The organism is Streptomyces sp. NPDC093089 (assembly GCF_044754405.1).
In the GTDB taxonomy this organism is placed as follows: Bacteria; Actinomycetota; Actinomycetes; order Streptomycetales; family Streptomycetaceae; genus Streptomyces.
In genome coordinates this window covers 15,084-35,200 of record NZ_JBIVPA010000007.1, presented here as the reverse complement: position 1 = coordinate 35,200, position 20,117 = coordinate 15,084, and the positions used below count along the sequence as shown (strand labels likewise).

Here is a 20,117-nt window from a genome sequence, read left to right as displayed (position 1 = left end):
CCCGACCGGAAGGCCCGTCACCCCGCTCACCGCACCGGCAGGAACCCCGCTCGCCGCACCGGCACGAAACCCCGCTCACCGCACCGGCACGAACCGCACGGCCGTCCCCGGCACCGCCTGCGCCGCCGCCTCCAGATCGGCCTCCCGGACCACCCCGACCACCGGGTAGCCGCCGGTGGTCGGATGGTCCGCGAGGAAGACCACGGGGTGTCCGTCCGGCGGAACCTGGACCGCGCCGAGGACCATGCCCTCGCTCGCCAGCTCCCCCGGCACGGCCCGCTCCAGGGCCGGCCCTTCGAGCCGCAGGCCGATCCGGTTGCTCGCCGGGGACACCCGGTACGCGCGCGTGGCGAGGGTGCGGAGGGCGGCGGCCGTGAACCAGTCGTCGCGGGGCCCGAGCCGGACGCGCAGGACGAGCTCGTCCGGAGGGCCCGGCCAGGGCGGCGCGTCGACCCGCCCCCGTACGGCCGTCTCCGCGCCCAGCGGCAGGACCGTCCCCTCCGTCAGCGGCTCGGGGCCGAGCCCGGACAGCAGGTCGGTGGAGCGGCTGCCGAGGACCGGTTCGGCGCCGATCCCGCCGCCGAACGCCACGTACGAGCGCAGTCCGCGTACGGCGGCGCCGATCTCCAGGACGGCACCGGCCGCCACCCGGACCCCGGTTCCCCAGGCCGCCGGGCGCCCGTCCACCCGTACCGGGCACGGGGCGCCGCCGACCGCGACGGTCACCGCGCACCGGGGCCGCAGCGCGCAGCCGTCGACGGTGGTCTCCAGGACCGCCGCCGACTCCGCGTTGCCGACGAGCCGGTTGACGAGCCGTACGGCTGTCGGGGCGAGCGCGCCGGAGCGCGGCACGCCGAGGTGCGCGTACCCGGCGCGCCCCAGGTCCTGCACGGTGGTCAGGGCCCCGGCCCGGACCACGGCGACGGCACGGTCGCTCATCGCCCGCCCTCCGCCACGCGTGCGGTGGCCCCGGCCGTGACTCCGGCGGCCGAGGCGTCCACGGCCGTGAACCGGACCCGGGTGCCGGGCGCGAGGAGCGCCGCCGGTTCCCGGGAGGCGTCCCAGAGCACGGCGTCCGTGGTGCCGATCAGCTGCCAGCCGCCGGGGGAGGAGCGCGGGTACACGCCGGTGTAGGGCCCGGCGAGGGCGACCGAGCCGGCCGGGACGGCTGTCCGGGGAGTGGCCCGCCGCGGCACCTCGTACCGCTCGTCGAGCCCCGTCAGATAGCCGAAGCCCGGCGCGAACCCGCAGAAGGCGACCCGGAACTCGGCCGCCGTGTGGATCCGCACCGCCTCGTCGGCGGACACCCCCCACAGCGCGGCGACCTCCGCGAGGTCCGGCCCGTCGTAGCGGACCGGCACCTCGACCGTCCGGCCCGCGCGCGCGTGGAGCGGCCCCACCTCCCAGCCGGGCAGCTCGGCGGCCAGCCGGTCGGGGTCCGCGACCCCGTCGAGCAGTACGGTCCGCGCGGCCGGCACGATCTCGCGTACGGCGGGCAGCGCACCGGCCGCCCGCCGGCGCAGCAGCTCGGCGTGGAACGCCTCCGTCCGCTCACCGCTGCCCAGCTCCACCAGGAGCGCCCGCTCGCCCACCCGCAGGACCCGGGGCCCCGCGCCGGTCACGCGAAGGCCTCCACCCGTACGCCGGACCGCTCCAGGCGTTCCCGGACCCGCCGGGCGAGGCCGACCGCGCCGGGGGTGTCGCCGTGCAGGCACAGCGACCGGGCCCGGACGGCGACGGAGGCACCGCAGTGCGCCGTCACGACCCCGAACCGGGCCATGGACACCGATCGCTCCACCACCTCGGCGGGGTCGGTGACGACGGCCCCGTCCTGCCCGCGGGGCAGCAGGGACCCGTCCGCCCGATAGGCCCGGTCGCCGAACGCCTCGGACACGACCGGCAGCCCCGCCGCCGCGGCGGCCTCGTGGAGCCGCGACCCCGGCAGGCCCAGGACGGGCAGCGTCCGGTCCGCGAGGAGCACGCCCTCGACGACCGCCGCCGCCTGCGGCTCGTCGTGGACCACCCGGTTGTACAGGGCGCCGTGCGGCTTCACGTACGCGACGCGCGACCCCGCGGCCCGCGCGAACACCTCCAGGGCGCCGATCTGGTACGCCACCTCGGCGGCCAGTTCCGCGGCCGGCACGTCCATCGACCGCCGCCCGAAGCCGGCCAGGTCCCGGTAGGACACCTGGGCCCCGATCCGCACCCCCCGCTCGGCCGCGAGTTCGCACACCCGCCGCATGGTGGCCGCGTCCCCGGCGTGGAAGCCGCAGGCCACGTTGGCGCTGGTGACGACGGACAGGAGCTGTTCGTCGTCGGTCAGCGTCCAGCGGCCGAAGCCCTCGCCGAGGTCGGCGTTGAGGTCGATCGGGGACCTGAGGTCGATCGAGGACGAGTCCATGTCTGTCCCGTGTCCTTTCCCGTGCCGGTGGAGGTCGGACGGCGGTGCGGTGGCGGTCCGGTGGCCGCCAAAATAAAGGATCGTTCAACAATCCAACAAGAGGCATGTTGTCGCCTCCCCGTATCTGGGGTTGACTCGGCCGCGGACGCGAGGAAGGGAAGGGACGCCGTGGACGCGAACGCGACCGTCGAGGCCGGGGGACTGGCGGACGACCGCGCGCTGCTCGGGCGCACGAGCACGGCGCAGCGGGTCGCCGACATCCTGCGGACGCGGATCGCGGAGGGCTACTTCCCGCCCGGCGCGCGGCTCTCCGAGGACGGCATCGGCGGCGCCCTCGGTGTGTCCCGCAACACACTCCGGGAGGCCTTCCGGCTCCTCACCCACGAGCGCCTGCTCGTCCACGAACTCAACCGGGGCGTCTTCGTCCGGGTCCTCGCCGTCGGTGACGTGGACGACATCTACCGCACCCGCAGGCTCGTCGAGTGCGCCGTCGTACGGGGCCTCGGGCAGCCCCCGTACCCCCTCGACGGCCTCGGCGTCGCCGTCGCCGACGGCGAGGCCGCGGCCCGCACAGACGACTGGAACGGCGTCTCCACGGCCAACATCCACTTCCACCGGGAGCTCGTCGCCCTCGCGGGCAGCGCCCGTACCGACGAGCTGATGCGGGGCGTCCTCGCCGAGCTCCGCCTCGCCTTCCACGTGGTCGACGACCCGCGTGCCCTCCACGAGCCCTACCTCGTACGGAACCGCGAGATCCTGGACGCCCTGCGGGCCGGCGAGCGGACCACCGCCGAACGGCTCCTCGCCCGCTACCTCGACGAGTCCCGCACCCGCGTCGCGGCCGCGTACGCCCGCGCCGTCGACGCCCCGACCGGTCCGGCCGCCGACTGACCTCCGGGCACCCCGGGAGCACCGAGGTCCGGCCCCCGGGCCCTCCGGGAACCCGCGGCGAGGCCCGTGCCACCCCGCCGGCGGGGCCTTCCGCGGCCCGGTCGCACGCCCTCCCGGAGCCCGGTCTCATCTGCGCCGTTTCGACCGTTGTCAGTTCGAGGACCTAATCTGTCCACCGTGACTTCGCCTGCCTCGACGGACCTTGCTCCGCCCCAGCTCAGCGCGGGGCCGCGGCCCGCGCAGGGTCCGGCCGCCGACGAAGGGCTCGCGCGGCGCCTCCGCGCGCTCGCGTGCACCGCCCCGCTGCACGACCTCGACGCGCGCAAGGCCAACCTGGCCGGCGAGTACACGGTCTACGCGATGGCCGAGGTGGCCCTCGCCGCGATCGACCTCATCACGCTGAACATGGACTTCGACACCGGCGCCGACCACGAGCAGATCGTCGCCCGCCTGCTGCCCCGCGTCGCGGCCCAGGCCCCCACCCGCCCCGCCACCGAACACGAGCGCGTGGCCCGCTGGGTCCTGGAGAACCTCATCAACGTCGGCAGCGTAGACCGCGGCTTCCGCGCGGTCTACGGCACCTTCGGGACCGACGGGGTCTACGTCCGCAGGGACTACGACTTCAAGCTCATCGAAGAGGTCCCCGGATACGGCGGCGGCGTCTACCTCCGCACCACCGACGAAGCGGTCAACGTCCTCGTCGGCGCCCTCGACACCGACGTCACCAGCGCCCAGATCGCCGCCGAGGTGAAGCTGGAGGTCCTCATCAACCGGGGCCGCCTCGCCGACGCCCAGCTCGCCGCCGAGCAGGCGCGCTACCGGACCGTGCAGTACGCCGAGGTCCTCCGCAAGACCCTGGAGGCCACCCGGCGCAACGTCCGCGCGGTGGACTGGCTCAACACCGTCCCCGACATGATCGCCGAGGCGCTCGACCACGTCGCCGACCGCTACCGCCACGAGAACGCGATCCTCACCAACATCCGCCGGGCCCGCGACGAGGCCGAGGCCACCTCCGACGCCAAGACGGCCGAGCACAAGCGGCGCGCCGCCGAGCTCGTCGACATAGTGAAGGACTGCATCCGGCGCCACACCCAGCTCCAGTCGCGGCTCCTGGAGGCAGGCCCCCTCTTCCGGGCCGAGCAGGACCGGCAGGCCTTCGCCGCCCCGGCCATGTACACCGGACTCGACCTGTACGGGCAGCTCGTCGCCCCCGTCCTGCCGCTCCCCGTCGAGCAGGCCACCCGGGTCACCGACGCCTTCTTCGCCCGCGGCACCGGACTGCGCACCCCCGCCTCCGTCCGCCTCGGCGATCTCGTCGACCTGCTGCTCACCCCGCCCGTGGAGCGCGAGCACCTCGGCGCGGAGATGCCCGAGCCCGACCTCATCGCCACCCCCGACGACTCCCGCTTCAGCGAGGAGCAGCTCGCGAGCGCCCAGCGCCTGCTCGACCTGGAGCACGACGCCCCGCGCCGCCTCTCCGGCCTGCTCGCCGACGCCCGACGCCTCGACCCCGACCTGCCGTACCTCGTCGCCCTCCTCGCCGTCCACGCGGCGAGCCCCCCGGTCGGCACCGCCTACCGGCAGGGCGAGGAGCGCCTGCTCTTCGCCGTCGACGACGGCACCCCCCTCGACGACCCCGAGTTCGGCGGTGCCGACCTCATCGTCGGTACGGCCCTGCTCGACGCGGCGGGCATGGCCGCCGACCGCACGGAGGCCACGTGACCCTCGTCCCGCAGGCCCCCGTGCCCGCCCCCGACACCACGCTCCCCGCCGTACCCGCCGCCCTCCCCGCCGTACCCGCACAGGCACCCGCCGTCGAACCGGCACCCGCCGCGGCACCAACACCCGCCGTCGCACCGGCCCCCGATCAGGAGCCGGCCGCCGTCGCCGTCGTACCGGAGCCGGCCGCCGACCCCGTACGGGTACCGGACCATGAGCCGGACCGGGTACCGGACCATGAGCCGGACGCCGACCGGACCGGCGCGGCCGAGCCGTCCGCCGGTCCGCGTCTGCGCGCCGTGCTCGTGCACCCGCCGACCGGTGTGCGCGGCGACGGCAAGGCCACGCCCCCGCAGGCGTCCGGCGCGGGGGACGAGCCCGCCACGGCCGGTGGCGCCCGGCCGCGGTTCGGCACCGTGCCGATGCCGGCCCGCGCCGCGCAGGCGCGGCGCCGGGACCTGCCGTCCGTACGGGCCGTGCGGCTGACGGACGAGCCGCCCGCGCCCGCCGACCGCCCGGCCTCCACGGCCGCCGCGGCCGTCACCCCCGTCCCGCTGCCCCTGCCGCGACCCGGCACCGGCACCGGTACCAGCACCGAAGCCGTACCGAACGAGAGCCGTACCGAGGAGCCCCAGCCGTGAGCGAAACCCACGTCGAGTACGCCGACGCGTGGAGCGAGCAGGAGCCCCCGCAGCACCCGGCCCCCTCCACCGGGGGCGTCAGCGCGTCCGCCGTCACCCCCGCGGACGCCGCCGACGCGGCCCGGCTCGTCTCCTTCGGGCTCCAGCCGAAGCTGCTCCCGGCCCGCGACGCCGAGTACACCGAGCTGCTCCGCCGCTACCGCGAGGACCCCGGCTTCGCGCGCCTCGCCGACGCCGTCGCCACCGGCCTCGGCCTCATCGTCCTGGAGGTCTCCCCGCGCGCGGGGATGGCCGTCACCGCCGGCGAGGACTCCGTCTTCGCCGTCCGCATGGGCGACTACGCGCGCCGCGCCTCCACGGACTCCGCCGACCGGTTCCTGCACGGCCTGGCCCACCTCGCCGTCGCCGCGATGGCGTTCCCCCGCCCGGAGGACCTCGCCGACGACGCGTACATCGGCCGCCTCACCGTCAACGGCGTCGACGCCTTCGTGCGCCAGGCCTGCCTGCGCCTGGAGCAGCGCGCCGAGGAGCAGGGCGAGAACACCGACCCGGCGTCCGACGCGCCCGGCCTGGAGGCGGCCTGGCGGATCTACGCCCGGCGCAGCGCCACCGGTGCCACCAAGGACGCCCGCAGGCTCGCCGGATCCACCACCGGCATCGTCGGCAAGGCGGCCGCGTTCCTCACCGACTCCGGCTTCCTGCAGCGCACCGGCGACGAGGGCGGCGGTTCCTACCGCACCACGGCCCGCTACCAGCTCCAGGTCCGCGACATGGCCGGCTCGGCCGCCATGGCCGAGCTGCTGGAACTCGGCGTCGTCCCCGTCAGCGACGGATCCGCGACGCTCCTCCCGCCGCCGGAGGGCGACGACCTGGAACTCGCCGCCGACGCGGGACTGCCGTTCCATGCGTGACCGCCCCGCGTGACCTCCCCGCGCAACCGACCTTCCTGAGCACGACGAGCACGAGAGTTCCTCGCCATGTACGAGCTGTCCCGGGTCCGCCTCTACTCCATCGGCCCCGCCGGTGCGCGCTACGCCGACACCGTCCTGGACCTGCGCGGGGTCGGCGCACCCGTGCCCCACCCCGCCCCCACCCAGGCGGAGTTCTTCGAGGAGGAGCCGGTCGGCCCGCCGCGCCGCCCGGCCCCCGCGGGCGTGCTGTTCCTGGAGAACGGCGGCGGCAAGTCCGTCCTCCTCAAGCTGATCTTCTCGGTCATGCTCCCGGGGCACCGCAACACCCTGGGCGGCGCCAGCTCCGGCGTGCTGCGCAAGTTCCTCCTCGCCGACGACTGCGGACACGTCGCCCTGGAGTGGCAGCACACCCTCACCGGCGAACTCGTCGTCGTCGGCAAGGCCAGCGAGTGGCGCGGCCGCCAGGTCTCCAACGACCCGAGGAAGTTCGCCGAGGCCTGGTACTCGTTCCGTCCCGGCCCCGGACTCAGCCTGGACAACCTCCCCGTCGCCGAGGCGACCTCGGTCCGCCCGCCCGTCGAGGGCGCCTCCGGCGCGACCGGCCGCCGCCGCACCATGAAGGGCTTCCGCGACGCCCTCACCGAGGCCGGCAAGGCCTACCCGCACCTGGAGGTGGTCTGGGAGGAGATCCACGACCGCTGGAACGAGCACCTCGGCGACCTCGGACTCGACCCCGAACTCTTCCGCTACCAGCGCGAGATGAACGCCGACGAGGGCGAGGCCGCCGGCCTCTTCGCGGTCAAGAAGGACTCCGACTTCACCGACCTGCTGCTGCGCGCCGTCACCGACACCCGCGACACCGACGGCCTCGCCGACCTCGTCGGCGGCTTCGGCAACAAGCTGGGCCGCCGCGCCGAACTGACCGCCGAGCGCGACTTCACGGCCGGCTCCGTGGACCTCCTCGGCCGGATCGTCGACGCCGCCGGAACCCGGTCCCACGCGCGCGACGTCCACGCGGGCGCCGAGCGGCGCACCCGCACCCTCGCCCGCAGGCTCTCCGCCCGCGCCGCGGAGGAGCGCGGCCGCGCGGCCGAGCTGGCCCAGCAGGTCACCTCCGCCGCGCACGCCGTCGACGACGCCGAGACCGCCCGCGGTCGCAGCGCCCTCATCGCCGCCGAACTCGCCTACCGGCACGCCTCCCTGGCGCTGACCGCCGGCGAGAAGGGCGCGGCCTCCCAGCGCCGCGAACTCACCGACGCCCGCACCCTGCACTCCGCCTGGCAGGCCGCCGAAGCGGTCCTCCGCCACCGCGCCGCCGGCGACCGCTCCGCGCGCGTGGCCGCCGCCATCCGCGAGGCCGAGCGGGACGCCGCCCCCGCCCTCGCGGCCCGGGCCAAGGCCGCCGCCGACCTCGTACGGGCCCTCGCCACCGCCGCCGAGGAGGGCGAGCGCCGCGCGGCCGAGGAGGAGGAGCGCTCCACCGCCCTCCAGGAGGTCGGCGAGACCGCCCACCGCGACGCCACCGCCGCCGCCACCGAGGCCCAGCGGGCCCGCAGCGAGGCCGGCCACCTCCGCCAGCGGCTCGCCGAGGTCGAGCAGGAGACCGCCGAAGCCGTACGGGCCGGCTGGCTCGACGACTCCGCGCCCGACGCCGACCCGGCCCGCGCCGCCCTCGCCGCGAGCGACGCGGAGAAGACCACGGTCGCCGCCTGGGACACGGCCCGCGAGGCCGCCCGCACGGCGGCCGACCGGGCCCGCGAGGCCGCCGGCGCCGAATCCCGCGCCGAACTCGCCGCCGCCCGCGCCGCCGACGCGGCCGAGGCCGCCGGGAACGCCTACGACGCCGAGCGCCGCGCCGCCGAGTCCCTCGCCGCGGAGGAGCGCCTCGCCGACCTCCTGAGCCTCCCGGCCGGCGACCTCCCCGCCCGCCCGGCCGGGGGTTCGCCGCTCCCGGGCCAGCGCGCGGCCGGAGCCGCCGACCCGTCCGGCCCGGCCGAGGGTTCCGCGCCGGACGACGGAGCCCCCCAGGGACCGCTCACCGTCACCGAGTTCGACCGGTACGCCGACGAGCTCCGCACCATGCTCGACCAGGCCGTCACCTCCGCCGAGCGCCAGCTCTTCGACCTGCGCACCGCCGCGGCCGACGACTCCCGCATCCTCGGCGCCCTCGGCGACGGCGGCCTGCTGCCGCCCGGCCCCGACGTCCTCGCCACCGTCGAGTTCCTCGGCGAGCACGGCATCCCCGCCCTCCCCGGCTGGCGCTACCTCGCCCAGGCCGTGGACCCCGCCGACCACGCCCGCGTCCTCGCCGCCCGCCCCGAACTCGTCGACGGCGTCGTGATCACCGACCCCGTCTCGTACGGGCGCGCCCGCGAGGTCCTCGGCACCGCCGCCCTGCTGCCCCGCTCCGCCGTGGCCGTCGGCACCGCCGCCGCCCTGCTCGCCCCCGTGCCCGCGCGGGAGTCGGCCGAGGACACCGGCGTCTTCCTCGTCCCGCCGAACCCGGCCATGCACGACGAGCACGCGGCCGACGAGGAGCGCCACGCCCTGCGCGCCCGCGCCGCCGCCCGCGACGAGGAGATCCGCGCCCTCGCCTCCCGCCTCGCCGGCGACCGCGCCCTCGCCGCCCGCATCGGCGCCTGGCGCGCCGACTGCCCGCCCGGCATGCTCGCCGAACTCGCGGCCGTCGCCACGACCGCGCGCGAGACCGCCGAGGCCGCCGCCGCGACCCTCGACGAGGCCCGCACGGCGCGGGCGGAGGCCGACGAGGCCGCCACCGACGCGGCCCAGGTCAGGGACGAGCGCCAGGAGGCCGCGCAGCGCGCCCGCCGGGTCGCCGACGCCCTCGCGGGCCTGGCGTTCCGCCTGCGGGAGCGCTCCGCCTGGCAGGCCAAGCTCCGTGAACTCGCCGACGACGCCACCGAGTCCGAGGCCCGCGCCCAGACCTGCCTGGAGCGCGCGAGGGCCGCTGACGAGGACCGTCGCGCCACCCAGCGCGCCGCCGACGACGCCCACCGCACCGCCCGCGCCCTGCGCGCCGAGCGCGCCGAGATCGCCGGCGCCCCCGACACCCTCCCCGCGGAGGACCCGGCCGCGCCCCGTACCGCGCTCCCCACCCTCCGCGAGGCGTACCGGGCCGCGTCCCAGCTGTACGAGAAGGTCGGCGTCGGCGCCGACCTGCGCGCCGAGCAGGCCCGCGCCGAGAGCGACGAGTCCGCCGCCCTCGCCGAGCTCGACCGCCTCACCAACAAGGTCCGCACCCGCGCCGAACAGCTCCTGGAGTCCACCGACGGCGCCGACGGCCCCTCCCGCCAGGCCGCGGCCGCGCGCGCCGAGGCCCTGGTCCAGATGCTGGAGACCCGCGCCTCGGAGGCGAGCGAGAAGCTCGGCCGGCTGCGCGGCGAGGCCGAGCGCCTGGCCCCCGAGGACGGCGAGGCGCACACCGAGCTGCCCGAGGAGCTGGTCCCCGCCGACGCCGAGCGGGCGCAGGCCCTGCTCCGTACCGCGACCGCCGAACTGGCCTCCCGCACCATCGCCCTGGAGTCGGCCCGCGCCGCCCACTCCGGCCTGCTCCGGGACCACCGGACCGCCGAGGACGCGGCGGGCGGCTTCGACGAGACCGCCGCCCTCCTGCGGGACCTGCTCCGCGACCACGCGGACGAGGAGCGGGAGGAGCCCGAGCCGTTCCGCGGCACCCTGGAGGAGGCCCGTACGGTGGCGGCCGAGGCGCGCCGTTCGCTGCGCGGCCTCACCGCCGAGCTGTCCGCCGCCGACGCGGCCGTCCGCGAGGCGAGCGACGTCCTCGTCCGGCACGCCAACTCCACCCGCTACGAGCAGGTCCGCACCCCGGCCCGCCAGCAGATCCGCGAACTGCCCGCGTCCGCGCTGCCCGAGCACGCCGCCAAGTGGGCCGAGGCGTTCGCCCCGCGGCTGCGGGTCCTCACCGACGAGCTGGAGCAGCTGGAGCGCAACCGCGACTCGATCGTGGACCGGCTCCGCGGCCTCGTGGAGTCCTCCCTCGCGACCCTCCGCTCCGCCCAGCGGCTCTCCCGGCTCCCCGAGGGCCTCGGAGAGTGGTCCGGCCAGGAGTTCCTGCGGATCCGCTTCGAGGAGCCCGACCAGGCCACCCTCGCGGAGCGGCTCGGCGAGGTCGTCGACGAGGCCACCCGCGCCGCCGTCAAGAAGAACTCCGACCTGCGGCGCGACGGCATGTCCCTGCTGCTGAGGGGCGTCCAGGCGGCCCTCGAACCCAAGGGCGTCTCCGTCGAGATCCTCAAGCCGGACGCGGTGCTCCGCGCCGAGCGGGTGCCCGTCGGGCAGATGGGTGACGTCTTCTCCGGCGGGCAGCTGCTCACCGCCGCCATCGCCCTGTACTGCACGATGGCGGCGCTCCGCTCCAACGATCGGGGCCGCGACAAGCACCGGCACGCGGGCACGCTCTTCCTCGACAACCCGATCGGCCGTGCCAACGCCACGTACCTGCTGGAACTCCAGCGGGCCGTGTCCGACGCCCTCGGCGTCCAGCTCCTGTACACGACCGGCCTGTTCGACACGACCGCGCTGGCCGAGTTCCCGCTGGTCATCCGGCTCCGCAACGACGCCGACCTCCGGGCGGGACTGAAGTACATCAGCGTGGAGGAGCACCTCCGCCCCGGCCTGCCGCAGCCCGGCGCGGAGGGGGAGGCCGTCCACGGCGAGATCACCGCGACCCGGATGTTCCGCCGCCACCAGTCCGACGACCCCGCCCCGGTCCCCTCGTCCTGACGGGAAGCGGACGGGCCGACGGGAGGCACGCACGAACGACCCGTCCCCCTCAGGGAACGAACGACCCGTCCACCTCCGGAAACGCACGAACGGCCCGGCCCCCTCACGGGGCCGGGCCGTTCGCCGTCGTCCGCGGGATCAGGCGGCCTCGGACAACTGTGCCGTCTCCGACCGGCCCTCCTCGCGCCGCTCACGGCGTGCCTGGCGCGCCGTGCTGCTCGGCTCCGACACCACTCCGTTGCGCTGGCGCCACACCTGGCGGGTGATCCAGACGTCGAGGACACTCCACGTGGCCACGACGGTCGACACCACCGAACTGATGGTCATCGGAAACGCCAGCCAGGCCCCGGCGATCGTGCAGTAGAACGCCACCACGGCCTGGACGAGCGTCACCGAGGTGATCATCACGGCCCGTACGGCGGCGTTCCGGACCGGGTCCGGCATCCGCTGCCGGCCCTTCGTGTCCTCCACCCACAACTGACGCGCGAACCGCGCCTCGTGTTCCATTGTTCCGTCACTCCCCACCGCTGAAAGACCCTCAGGGTTGGCTGCCCGTTGTGAGCGCCTTTACGCGGACAGAACCCTCCCCGTACCTATTGACGCACGGCAGAGGGAAAAGGTTTCGCCCGCCCCGGGGTGAACGCGACCGGAGTCCGACCGGAACGAACACTTCCAGCCATCCCCGCCGGTGGGGGGAATGGCATGCCATCAGGTGTCCTACGCCACAGTGGCCGATCCCAACTCCCCGAATACCAGGACAAGTCATGATCAACGCTCACTCGACAGGCTGAAAATCGCGCGGACGTGCCTTCGAGATGGCCGTGATGCAGTAGTAGGCTCGCGCCGCCGTTTGTTTGAAACCGAAGGTTGACGCCGCGTGTTGACGCCGGATGTCACGAACGTGAAGGACCTCCGTGGCGCGCGGGGGCCGAGCAGGGGGAGGCCATGCGCTTTCGCGGGAAGTCCATCCGCCGGAAGATCGTGGCGTTGCTCCTCGTACCGCTCGTCTCCCTGACCGGTCTGTGGGGTTTCGCCACGGTCCTCACCGGCCGCGAGGCCGACCAACTCCTCGACGTGGGCTACATCGTCGAGAAGGTCGGCTACCCCCTGGAGGACACCGCACGGGTCATCCAGCTCGAACGCCGGCAGTCGCTGATCTACCTCGCCGACCCCCGGGGCTCCGACGCCCTCGACTCCCTCCGCGAGACCCGCCGGGCCACCGACCGGCAGATCGCCCGCATCCGCGCCAACGCCGAAGACCCCGGCGTACGCGAGGAGATGCGGCCCGTCACCGCCCAGCGCCTCAACTCCCTCCTCGAAGCGCTCGACGGCCTCGCCTCGCTGCGCCGCTCCGTCGAGAAGCGCAGCATCGGCCGCATGCAGGCCCTCGACTTCTACAACCGGCTCGTCGACCCCTGCTACAGCTTCCTCGTCACCCTGCACGCCCTCGAGAACGTCGAGATGGACAAGCAGGGCCGCGCGCTCGTCGGCGTGACCCGCGCCCGCGAACTGCTCTCCCGCGAGGACGCCCTCGTCCTGTCCGCGCTCGTGGCCGACCGCGTCACCACGCAGGAGATCCGCGCGATATCCGACCTCGTCGCCAACCGCGAGCAGTTCTACGCGGTCAACCTCGAACTCCTGCCCGCCGCCGAGCGCGAGCGCTTCGAGAAGTTCTGGCGCAGCCCCGACACCCAGCCGCTGCGCACCGCCGAGAACGCGATCATCACCGAGGGCGCCACCGACAGCCCGCGCGCCGTCACCGCCGCGCGCTGGCAGGACCAGGCGAGCCCCGTCCTCGACGACCTCGCCCGCGAGAACACCGCCGCGGGCGACCGCTACCAGGACCGCGTCCAGCCCGCCGCCTACAGCGTCCTCCTCAAGGTCGGCGTGGCCGGCGTCCTCGGCTTCCTCGCGCTGCTCGCCTCGATCGCCATCTCCGTCCGCATCGGCCGCGAACTCGTCCGCGACCTGCGGCGCCTCCAGAAGGAGGCCCAAGAGGTCTCCGGCGTGCGCCTGCCCAGCGTGATGAGGCGGCTCGCCGCCGGCGAGCAGGTCGACGTCGGCACCGAAGTGCCCCACCTGCGGTACGGGGACGACGAGGTCGGCCAGGTCGGCCAGGCCCTCAACACCCTCCAGCGCGCCGCCGTCGAAGCCGCCGTCAAGCAGGCCGACATGCGCCGCGGCGTCTCCGAGGTCTTCGTCAACCTCGCCCGCCGCAACCAGGTTTTGCTGCACCGCCAGCTGACCCTCCTCGACACGATGGAGCGGCGCACCGAGGACACCGACGAGCTGGCCGACCTGTTCCGGCTCGACCACCTCACCACCCGCATGCGCCGGCACGCCGAGGGCCTCGTCATCCTCTCCGGCGCCGCCCCCTCCCGGCAGTGGCGCAAGCCCGTCCAGCTCATGGACGTGGTCCGCGCCGCCGTCGCCGAGGTCGAGGACTACGAGCGGATCGAGGTGCGCCGGCTGCCCCGCCTCGGCGTGGGCGGTCCCGCCGTCGCGGACCTCACGCACCTCATCGCCGAACTCCTCGAGAACGCCACCGTGTTCTCGCCCCCGCACACCGCCGTGCAGGTGCTCGGCGAGCGGGTCGCGAACGGCTTCACCCTGGAGATCCACGACCGCGGCCTCGGCATGAACCCGGACGCCCTCCTCGACGCCAACCTGCGGCTCGCCGAGACCCCCGAGTTCGAACTCTCGGACACCGACCGCCTCGGCCTCTTCGTGGTCAGCCGGCTCGCCCAGCGCCAGAACGTCCGGGTCTCGCTCCAGACCTCCCCGTACGGGGGCACCACCGCGGTCGTCTTCATCCCGGCCGCGCTGCTCACCGACGCCCCCGAGACCCAGGGCGCCGGATTCCGGCTGGACCGCAAGTCCCTGGAGCGCGTGGAGAGGCCCGAGGACGCGTCCCCCGACAGCGGCACGATGCCGCTCCGCCGGCCGGCCCTCGCCAGGGTGCCGGACGCGGCCGAGGCGCCCGTCCCGCTGGACGGCCCGGTCGAGCTGGAGGCCCCGCTCGGCAGCGACGACTTCGACGTGCTCATCGACCGGTCCGCGGACCTCCTCGACACCGAGAGCGAGCGCGGCGGCCTCTTCCGGCCCCGGGACCGGCGCCGCGGCGGACTCGCGCCGGCGAACGAGCAGCACCAGCAGGCCCCGGACCAGACGACCCGCCGCGGCGAGGACGACGCGCCCGCCGACGGCGCCGTCGCCGGCCCCGTACCGCTGCCCCGCCGCCGTACCCCCACGCTCGTCGTGGACCACGGCCGCCGGGTCGACGAGCCGGACCGCGCGGGCGGGCCCGACCGCGTCCACCCGCTTCCGGAGCGCGCCCATCCGCTTCCCGGCCGGGCGCACCCCGACCAGGGCGGGGCGACCGAGCGCCCCGGCGCCTCCCGGCCGCACGCCCACCGCGCCGGCCAGGACGCCCCGACCGGCTCCGCGCGCGCCACCGGCCCCACCCTCGTCCCCGTACCCCCGCAAGGCCCCGTGCCGCCGGCGGGCCTCCTGCCGGACGGCCTCGTACCGGACGGCCTCGTGCCGCCGGAGAGCCACGACCCGTTCGGCGGGCTGCCCCGCCGGGTGCGTCAGGCGAGCCTCGCGCCGCAGCTGCGCGAGGGCGACCGCCCGGCCGACCGCGGCACGGGAGCGCGCGCCGGATCGCGTACGACCGCCGACGACCAGCGACCCGAGTCCTTCGAGCGCGACGCCGAGGAGGTACGCGCGCGCATGGCCGCCATGCAGCGAGGCTGGCAGCGCGGGCGACGGCACGACGCCGGCCAGGACGACCCGACAGCACCAGGAACGACACCCGAGGGGGACGGTCGATGACCGCACCGAACGCCGCAGCACACAGCACCACCTCCGGCCACGGACACGGAAACGGCGAGTTGAACTGGCTCCTCGACGAGCTCGTCCAGCGCGTCGGCTCCATCCGGAAGGCCCTGGTGCTCTCCAGCGACGGCCTCCCCACCGGCGCCTCCCAGGAGCTCACCCGGGAGGACGGCGAGCACCTGGCCGCGGTGGCCTCCGGCTTCCACAGCCTGGCCAAGGGCGTCGGCCGCCACTTCGAGGCGGGCAAGGTCCGCCAGACGGTCGTCGAGCTCGAGGACGCCTTCCTGTTCGTCACGGCGGCCGGCGACGGCAGCTGCCTGGCCGTGCTCGCGGACGCCGACTCCGACGTCGGCCAGGTCGCCTACGAGATGACGCTGATGGTGAAGCGGGTCGGGGCCCACCTCACGACGGCACCCCGGACCGGCCTGCCCTCGGGAGGGTGAGCGGGACGGCATGAGTGACGCAGCCGAGCGGAACCAGCTGAAGCAGGGCCGGACCCCCGGCCACCACCACTGGTTCGACGACGACGCCGGGCCCGTGGTCCGTCCGTACGCGATGACCCGTGGCCGGACCAGCGCCGCCACCCGCCACCGGCTCGACCTGATCGCGGTGGTGGTGCCCGAGCCCGCGGCGGACGACCCGGGCCGGGACCAGACGCTCTCCCCGGAACACGTGGAGATCGTCGAACGCTGCTCCGAGCAGCCCCAGTCGATCGCCGAGCTCGCCGCCGGCCTCGACCTCCCCGTCGGGGTGGTCCGGGTCCTCGTCGGCGACCTCGTCGAGGACGAACTCGTCCACGTGACCCGCCCCGTTCCGCCGGCCGAGCTGCCGGACGTGAGCATTCTTCGCGAGGTGATCAATGGCCTTCGGGCGCTCTAGCCGCAAGAAGTCCTTCGTCGAACCGGTGACCCTGAAGATCCTGGTCGCAGGCGGCTTCGGGGTGGGCAAGACGACGCTGGTAGGCGCCGTCAGCGAGATCCGGCCGCTGCGGACCGAGGAGATCCTCAGCGAGGTGGGCCGTCCCGTCGACGACCTGCACGGCGTCGAGGCCAAGACGACCACCACGGTCGCCATGGACTTCGGGCGGATCACCCTCCGCGAGGACCTCGTCCTCTACCTCTTCGGCACGCCGGGCCAGGACCGCTTCTGGTTCCTGTGGGACGAGCTGGCGCAGGGCGCGCTCGGCGCGGTCGTCCTGGCGGACACCCGCCGCCTGGAGGACAGCTTCGCCGCCATCGACTACTTCGAGCGGCGCGGCATCCCGTTCACGGTGGCCGTCAACTGCTTCGAGGGCGCGCAGCGGTTCCCCGCCGAGAGCGTGCGCGGCGCGCTCGACCTCGACCCGGAGGTCGAGCTCCTGATGTGCGACGCGCGCGACCGCGAGTCGGTGAAGAACGTCCTCGTGGCCGTCGTCGAGCACGCCCTCGTCCTCGCCGACCGGACCCACGCGGCGGCGACGACCTGACGGGAGGCCCCCACCGGGGCCTCCTCCGCGACCAGCACCGGGCGCGCGCCCTCGGCGGACGGCGACCGTCGACCCACGCCGCGAGGACCGCCCGCCGCGCGCCCTCAGCGCACCGCCACCACCGCCGAGCCGTGCCCGAACAGACCCTGGTTGGCGGTGACGCCGACCCGCGCCCCGGGCACCTGGCGGTCGCCCGCCGTACCCCGGAGCTGCCAGGTCAGCTCGCAGACCTGGGCGATGGCCTGGGCGGGCACGGCCTCCCCGAACGAGGCGAGCCCACCGCTGGTGTTGACGGGCAGCCGCCCGCCGAGCGCCGTGGCGCCCTCCCGGAGCAGCTTGGCGCCCTCGCCGGCCGCGCAGAGCCCGATGTCCTCGTACCACTCCAGTTCCAGGGCGGTGGACAGGTCGTACACCTCGGCGAGGGACAGGTCGTCGGGCCCGATCCCCGCCTCCTCGTACGCGGCGCGGGCGATCGACGCGCGGAAGGTGCGCGCGGCGGGGGAGACCGCCACCGCCGAGTCGGTCGCTATGTCGGGGAGGTCGAGCACCGCCTTCGGGTAGGTGGGGGAGACCGTGGACACCGCCCGCACCCGGACCGGGTCGGGGTGCCCGTGGCGCCGTGCGAACTCCATGCTGGAGAGCACGAGCGCGGCGCCGCCGTCGGAGGTGGCGCAGATGTCGAGGAGCCGCAGCGGGTCGGCGACGACGGCGGAGGCCGCGACCTCCTCGGCGGTCACCGCCTTCCGGTACCGGGCGAGCGGGTTGAGCGCCCCCACCGCCGCGTTCTTCACCTTCACGCGGGCGAAGTCCTCGGCGGTGTCGCCGTACAGGTCCATCCGGCGGCGCGCGGAGAGCGCGAAGTACGCGGGGTTGGTCGCCCCGAGGACCCGGAACCGCAGCCAGTCCGGGTCGTCCGGGCGTTCGCCGCCCGCCGGGGCGAAGAACCCCTTGGGCGTCGAGTCCGCGCCGACGACCAGGACCACGTCCGCCAGCCCGGCGAGGATCTGCGCCCGCGCGGTCCCGATGGCCTGGCCGCCCGAGGCGCAGGCGGCGTACACGCTGGTGACGCGTGCCCCCTGCCACCCCAGCGCCTGGGCGAAGGTCGCCCCGGCCACGTATCCCGGGTATCCGCACCGCACGGTGTCGGCGCCGACGACCGAGCCGATGTCGGACCACTCCAGACCGGCGTCGGCGAGCGCGGCGCGGGCGGCGGCCGTCCCGTACGAGACGAAGCTCCGGCCCCATTTGCCCCACGGGTGCATCCCGGCCCCGAGGACGGCGATGTCGTTCACGACCGCTCCTCCCGCCGCTCCTGTGCCACGGGCCGCCAGTTCCAGGTGGTCCAGACGTGCCGGTCGTCCTCGTTCAGGATCCCCGGCACCACCTCGACCTCCGTGCCGACGGTCAGATCGGCCGTCGACACGCCGGGCGCGGCCTGCCCGAGCACCACCATCGCCTCGGCCGCCAGCTCGACCGCGACGAGGGTGTACGGCTCCCAGGGCGCCTCCGGGTCGGAGACGTAGGGGGCGGGCGGGCGGTAGCGGCCGTCGGTGTACGACCAGACCCGGCCGCGCGGCGAGAGCGGCACCTCCGCGAGCTCGCCGCCGCCGGGGCAGCCCGGGTTGCGGCACCAGCCGTCCTCGCGCGGGAAGAAGACCGACGCGCAGGCCGAGCAGCGGGTGCCGAGCAGCCGGAACTCCGCCTCCGGCACGGTGTCGTCGGTGAACCAGCCGTCCACCACCGGTCTGCGCGTCCGCGCCATCGAGGCCTCCCGTACCGCCGATCACCACTGATCTGACGAACCGTCAGGAGTGTGGCACGGGCCGGCCCCGACGCGGAAGACTCAGTGCCCGGCCACCGACCGCCTCGCCACCGGGAAGTCGAAGAACGTCGAGGGGAACGGCTCCGGCTTGAACGTGAAGTGCCACCACTCCTCCGGCAGGTTCACGAAGCCCTGCTCGGCCAGCACCCCCTTGAGGAGCTGCCGGTTGGCCCGCTGGACCCCCTGGATCCGCGGGTCGTCGGTGTGCGACCGGGTGTCGAAGCAGTCGTACCCGGTCCCCATGTCCACGGAGTTGTCCGGAAACCGCTCCTCGCGGGGCGCGTAGCACTCCACCAGCCGCTCGCCCGGCACGTACGCGCGCGTGGGCACCGCCGGCAGCCGCACCACCGTCAGGTCCACCGTCGAACCCCGGCTGTGCCCCGACTTCTCCGCGATGTAACCGTCCGCGAACAGGCGGGACTTGTCGACCAGCGGATAGAACTCCCCCTTCATCCGCTCGTCCGCCAGGTCCTTCGCCCAGCGCACGAAGTGGTCGACGGCCCGCTGCGGCCGGTAGCAGTCGTACACCTTCAGCGAGTAGCCCCGGGCCAGCAGCCTCACCTGCGCGCGGTGCAGCGCCTCGGCCGCCGGCCGGGTCAGGATGCACAAGGGCTGCCGGTAGCCGTCGACCGGCTCGCCCACGAAGTTGTGCGCCGTCGTGTAGCGCATCTCCTGGATGATCGTCCGGTCCACCGAGCTCAGCGCCACGAACTCCCGTGGCGCCTTCGGCTCCGGCGCGGCGGACGCCGGGGGAGCGGGGGCCGCGACGGCTCCCGAGACGGCGAGCAGCCCGGCCGCGGCCGTGACGGCGAGGGTACGTAAAGCGGATGCGAGTCCTGTCATGCGCACCGTCTACCAGTTCCGGCAGCGCCGGGAAAGAGCGATCGCGTATGCGGGAAAGGCCGATGGCGTACGTGGCGAAGGCCGATGTGGCGTACGCGGGAAGGGACGATCGCGTACGCGGGAACGGGCGATCGCGTACGCGGGCAAGGCCGATCGCGTACGGTCGGGCCGTGAAGGACTCCCACTGCTCCTCCTGCGGCGCGGCCCACACCGCCGGCGCCGGCTGGCCCCGCACCTGCCCGGCCTGCGGCGACACCGCCTACCGCAACCCGCTGCCCGTCGCCGTCGCCCTCCTCCCCGTCACCGATGGACCGGGGACCGGACTCGTCGTCATCACCCGCACCATCGAGCCCATGCGCGGCGGTACGGCCCTCCCCGGGGGCTTCATCGACCACGCCGAGGACTGGCGCGCCGCCGTCGCCCGCGAACTGCGCGAGGAGACCGGCATCACGGCCTCCGCCGCCGACGTCCGCCTGGCCGACGCCCTCAGCTCCCCCGCCGGCCACCTCCTCCTCTTCGGCCTCCTCCCGCCCCGCCCGGCCGCCACCCTCCCGCCCTCCGTCCCCACCGACGAGACCAGCGGCCACCACGTGCTCCACTCACCCCAGGAGCTGGCCTTCCCCCTCCACACGGAGGCGGTACGCAGATGGTTCGCGGGCCGCTACGAGTGACCGGCGACCGGCGGCCCACCCCGTGCGGCCGACGGCCCGGCGCGGACGGTTCACGGCCCACCCCGTGCGGCCGAGAGCCCACCGGACCCCGGACGGCTCACGGCCCCCCGTGCGGCCGAGAAGTCCACCCCGTGCGGCCCAAGCCGCCCGGC

Annotated in this window: 17 protein-coding genes; 10 read left to right on the top strand and 7 right to left on the bottom strand. The window is 75.3% G+C overall.

The window, feature by feature from the left end; genetic code table 11:
• Nucleotides 1–75: 75 nt before the first annotated feature.
• Genes ACIQFX_RS17365 through ACIQFX_RS17355 form a run of 3 tightly spaced genes read right to left on the bottom strand, consistent with a single transcriptional unit; the run spans nt 76 to nt 2,401 of the window.
• Nucleotides 76–939 (bottom strand): biotin-dependent carboxyltransferase family protein, encoded by an 864-nt coding sequence (locus ACIQFX_RS17365; RefSeq protein WP_402463918.1) that lies wholly within the window; start codon nt 937–939, stop codon nt 76–78.
• Nucleotides 936–1,622, bottom strand: a complete 687-nt coding sequence (pxpB, locus tag ACIQFX_RS17360) for a 5-oxoprolinase subunit PxpB (RefSeq protein ID WP_402463916.1) — start codon at nt 1,620–1,622, stop codon at nt 936–938. The genes ACIQFX_RS17365 and pxpB overlap by 4 nt, the downstream gene beginning before the upstream one ends.
• Nucleotides 1,619–2,401: a LamB/YcsF family protein gene (locus ACIQFX_RS17355; protein WP_402463914.1), complete on the bottom strand. Its 783-nt coding sequence runs from the start codon at nt 2,399–2,401 to the stop codon at nt 1,619–1,621. Before ACIQFX_RS17355 ends, pxpB begins: the two co-directional genes overlap by 4 nt.
• Before the next feature lie 168 nt (nt 2,402–2,569).
• On the opposite strand from ACIQFX_RS17355, the gene ACIQFX_RS17350 reads away from it, so the two are divergent.
• The 5 genes from ACIQFX_RS17350 to ACIQFX_RS17330 all read left to right on the top strand — a co-directional run bounded on the left by ACIQFX_RS17350 (nt 2,570) and on the right by ACIQFX_RS17330 (nt 11,327).
• Nucleotides 2,570–3,292 carry a GntR family transcriptional regulator gene (locus ACIQFX_RS17350; RefSeq protein ID WP_402463912.1) on the top strand — a complete coding sequence of 241 codons (723 nt, stop codon included), beginning with the start codon at nt 2,570–2,572 and terminating at the stop codon, nt 3,290–3,292.
• Between the two features lie 177 nt (nt 3,293–3,469).
• Nucleotides 3,470–5,014 (top strand): hypothetical protein, encoded by a 1,545-nt coding sequence (locus ACIQFX_RS17345; protein ID WP_402463910.1) that lies wholly within the window; start codon nt 3,470–3,472, stop codon nt 5,012–5,014.
• Nucleotides 5,011–5,652 carry a hypothetical protein gene (locus ACIQFX_RS17340; RefSeq protein ID WP_402463908.1) on the top strand — a complete coding sequence of 214 codons (642 nt, stop codon included), beginning with the start codon at nt 5,011–5,013 and terminating at the stop codon, nt 5,650–5,652. Before ACIQFX_RS17345 ends, ACIQFX_RS17340 begins: the two co-directional genes overlap by 4 nt.
• Nucleotides 5,649–6,563 (top strand): hypothetical protein, encoded by a 915-nt coding sequence (locus ACIQFX_RS17335; RefSeq protein ID WP_402463906.1) that lies wholly within the window; start codon nt 5,649–5,651, stop codon nt 6,561–6,563. Before ACIQFX_RS17340 ends, ACIQFX_RS17335 begins: the two co-directional genes overlap by 4 nt.
• Nucleotides 6,564–6,629: 66 nt before the next feature.
• Entirely contained in the window at nt 6,630–11,327 is a 4,698-nt protein-coding gene (locus ACIQFX_RS17330; protein ID WP_402463904.1) for a hypothetical protein, read from the top strand.
• A gap of 138 nt (nt 11,328–11,465) precedes the next feature.
• Here ACIQFX_RS17330 and ACIQFX_RS17325 read toward each other — a convergent pair whose 3' ends face one another.
• Nucleotides 11,466–11,834: a hypothetical protein gene (locus ACIQFX_RS17325; protein ID WP_402463902.1), complete on the bottom strand. Its 369-nt coding sequence runs from the start codon at nt 11,832–11,834 to the stop codon at nt 11,466–11,468.
• Nucleotides 11,835–12,272: 438 nt separating this feature from the next.
• Between ACIQFX_RS17325 and ACIQFX_RS17320 the strand changes: the two genes are divergently transcribed.
• The 4 genes from ACIQFX_RS17320 to ACIQFX_RS17305 are packed head-to-tail and all read left to right on the top strand — an operon-like array spanning nt 12,273 to nt 16,629.
• Nucleotides 12,273–15,161, top strand: a complete 2,889-nt coding sequence (locus ACIQFX_RS17320) for a nitrate- and nitrite sensing domain-containing protein (RefSeq protein ID WP_402463900.1) — start codon at nt 12,273–12,275, stop codon at nt 15,159–15,161.
• Nucleotides 15,158–15,607, top strand: a complete 450-nt coding sequence (locus ACIQFX_RS17315; protein ID WP_367827815.1) for a roadblock/LC7 domain-containing protein — start codon at nt 15,158–15,160, stop codon at nt 15,605–15,607. Before ACIQFX_RS17320 ends, ACIQFX_RS17315 begins: the two co-directional genes overlap by 4 nt.
• A 10-nt stretch (nt 15,608–15,617) precedes the next feature.
• Nucleotides 15,618–16,043 carry a DUF742 domain-containing protein gene (locus tag ACIQFX_RS17310; RefSeq protein WP_367827814.1) on the top strand — a complete coding sequence of 142 codons (426 nt, stop codon included), beginning with the start codon at nt 15,618–15,620 and terminating at the stop codon, nt 16,041–16,043.
• Entirely contained in the window at nt 16,024–16,629 is a 606-nt protein-coding gene (locus ACIQFX_RS17305) for a GTP-binding protein (protein ID WP_402463897.1), read from the top strand. The genes ACIQFX_RS17310 and ACIQFX_RS17305 overlap by 20 nt, the downstream gene beginning before the upstream one ends.
• 104 nt (nt 16,630–16,733) lie before the next feature.
• Here the strand turns inward: ACIQFX_RS17305 and ACIQFX_RS17300 are convergent, their stop codons facing one another.
• From ACIQFX_RS17300 to ACIQFX_RS17290, 3 genes are all read right to left on the bottom strand, one after another.
• The gene (locus ACIQFX_RS17300; protein ID WP_402464615.1) at nt 16,734–17,891 is read right to left on the bottom strand and encodes a lipid-transfer protein; all 1,158 of its coding nucleotides are present in this window, start codon (nt 17,889–17,891) and stop codon (nt 16,734–16,736) included.
• A gap of 26 nt (nt 17,892–17,917) precedes the next feature.
• Entirely contained in the window at nt 17,918–18,391 is a 474-nt protein-coding gene (locus ACIQFX_RS17295; RefSeq protein ID WP_402463895.1) for a Zn-ribbon domain-containing OB-fold protein, read from the bottom strand.
• Nucleotides 18,392–18,472: 81 nt separating this feature from the next.
• Entirely contained in the window at nt 18,473–19,294 is an 822-nt protein-coding gene (locus ACIQFX_RS17290; RefSeq protein WP_402463892.1) for a M15 family metallopeptidase, read from the bottom strand.
• A gap of 170 nt (nt 19,295–19,464) precedes the next feature.
• Between ACIQFX_RS17290 and ACIQFX_RS17285 the strand changes: the two genes are divergently transcribed.
• On the top strand, nt 19,465–19,965 hold the full coding sequence (locus tag ACIQFX_RS17285) for an NUDIX domain-containing protein (protein WP_402463890.1): 501 nt from the start codon (nt 19,465–19,467) through the stop codon (nt 19,963–19,965).
• Nucleotides 19,966–20,117: the final 152 nt, after the last annotated feature.

What these genes read in the sequence shown, in the direction of transcription:
- ACIQFX_RS17330 (WP_402463904.1), top strand. Translation starts at nt 6,630, where the DNA reads ATGTACGAGCTGTCCCGGGTCCGCCTCTACTCCATCGGCCCCGCCGGT.
- ACIQFX_RS17355 (WP_402463914.1), bottom strand. Translation starts at nt 2,401, where the DNA reads ATGGACTCGTCCTCGATCGACCTCAGGTCCCCGATCGACCTCAACGCC.
- ACIQFX_RS17325 (WP_402463902.1), bottom strand. Translation starts at nt 11,834, where the DNA reads ATGGAACACGAGGCGCGGTTCGCGCGTCAGTTGTGGGTGGAGGACACG.
- ACIQFX_RS17290 (WP_402463892.1), bottom strand. Translation starts at nt 19,294, where the DNA reads ATGACAGGACTCGCATCCGCTTTACGTACCCTCGCCGTCACGGCCGCG.
- ACIQFX_RS17295 (WP_402463895.1), bottom strand. Translation starts at nt 18,391, where the DNA reads ATGGCGCGGACGCGCAGACCGGTGGTGGACGGCTGGTTCACCGACGAC.
- ACIQFX_RS17310 (WP_367827814.1), top strand. Translation starts at nt 15,618, where the DNA reads ATGAGTGACGCAGCCGAGCGGAACCAGCTGAAGCAGGGCCGGACCCCC.
- ACIQFX_RS17305 (WP_402463897.1), top strand. Translation starts at nt 16,024, where the DNA reads ATGGCCTTCGGGCGCTCTAGCCGCAAGAAGTCCTTCGTCGAACCGGTG.
- ACIQFX_RS17315 (WP_367827815.1), top strand. Translation starts at nt 15,158, where the DNA reads ATGACCGCACCGAACGCCGCAGCACACAGCACCACCTCCGGCCACGGA.
- ACIQFX_RS17365 (WP_402463918.1), bottom strand. Translation starts at nt 939, where the DNA reads ATGAGCGACCGTGCCGTCGCCGTGGTCCGGGCCGGGGCCCTGACCACC.
- ACIQFX_RS17300 (WP_402464615.1), bottom strand. Translation starts at nt 17,891, where the DNA reads ATGCACCCGTGGGGCAAATGGGGCCGGAGCTTCGTCTCGTACGGGACG.
- ACIQFX_RS17320 (WP_402463900.1), top strand. Translation starts at nt 12,273, where the DNA reads ATGCGCTTTCGCGGGAAGTCCATCCGCCGGAAGATCGTGGCGTTGCTC.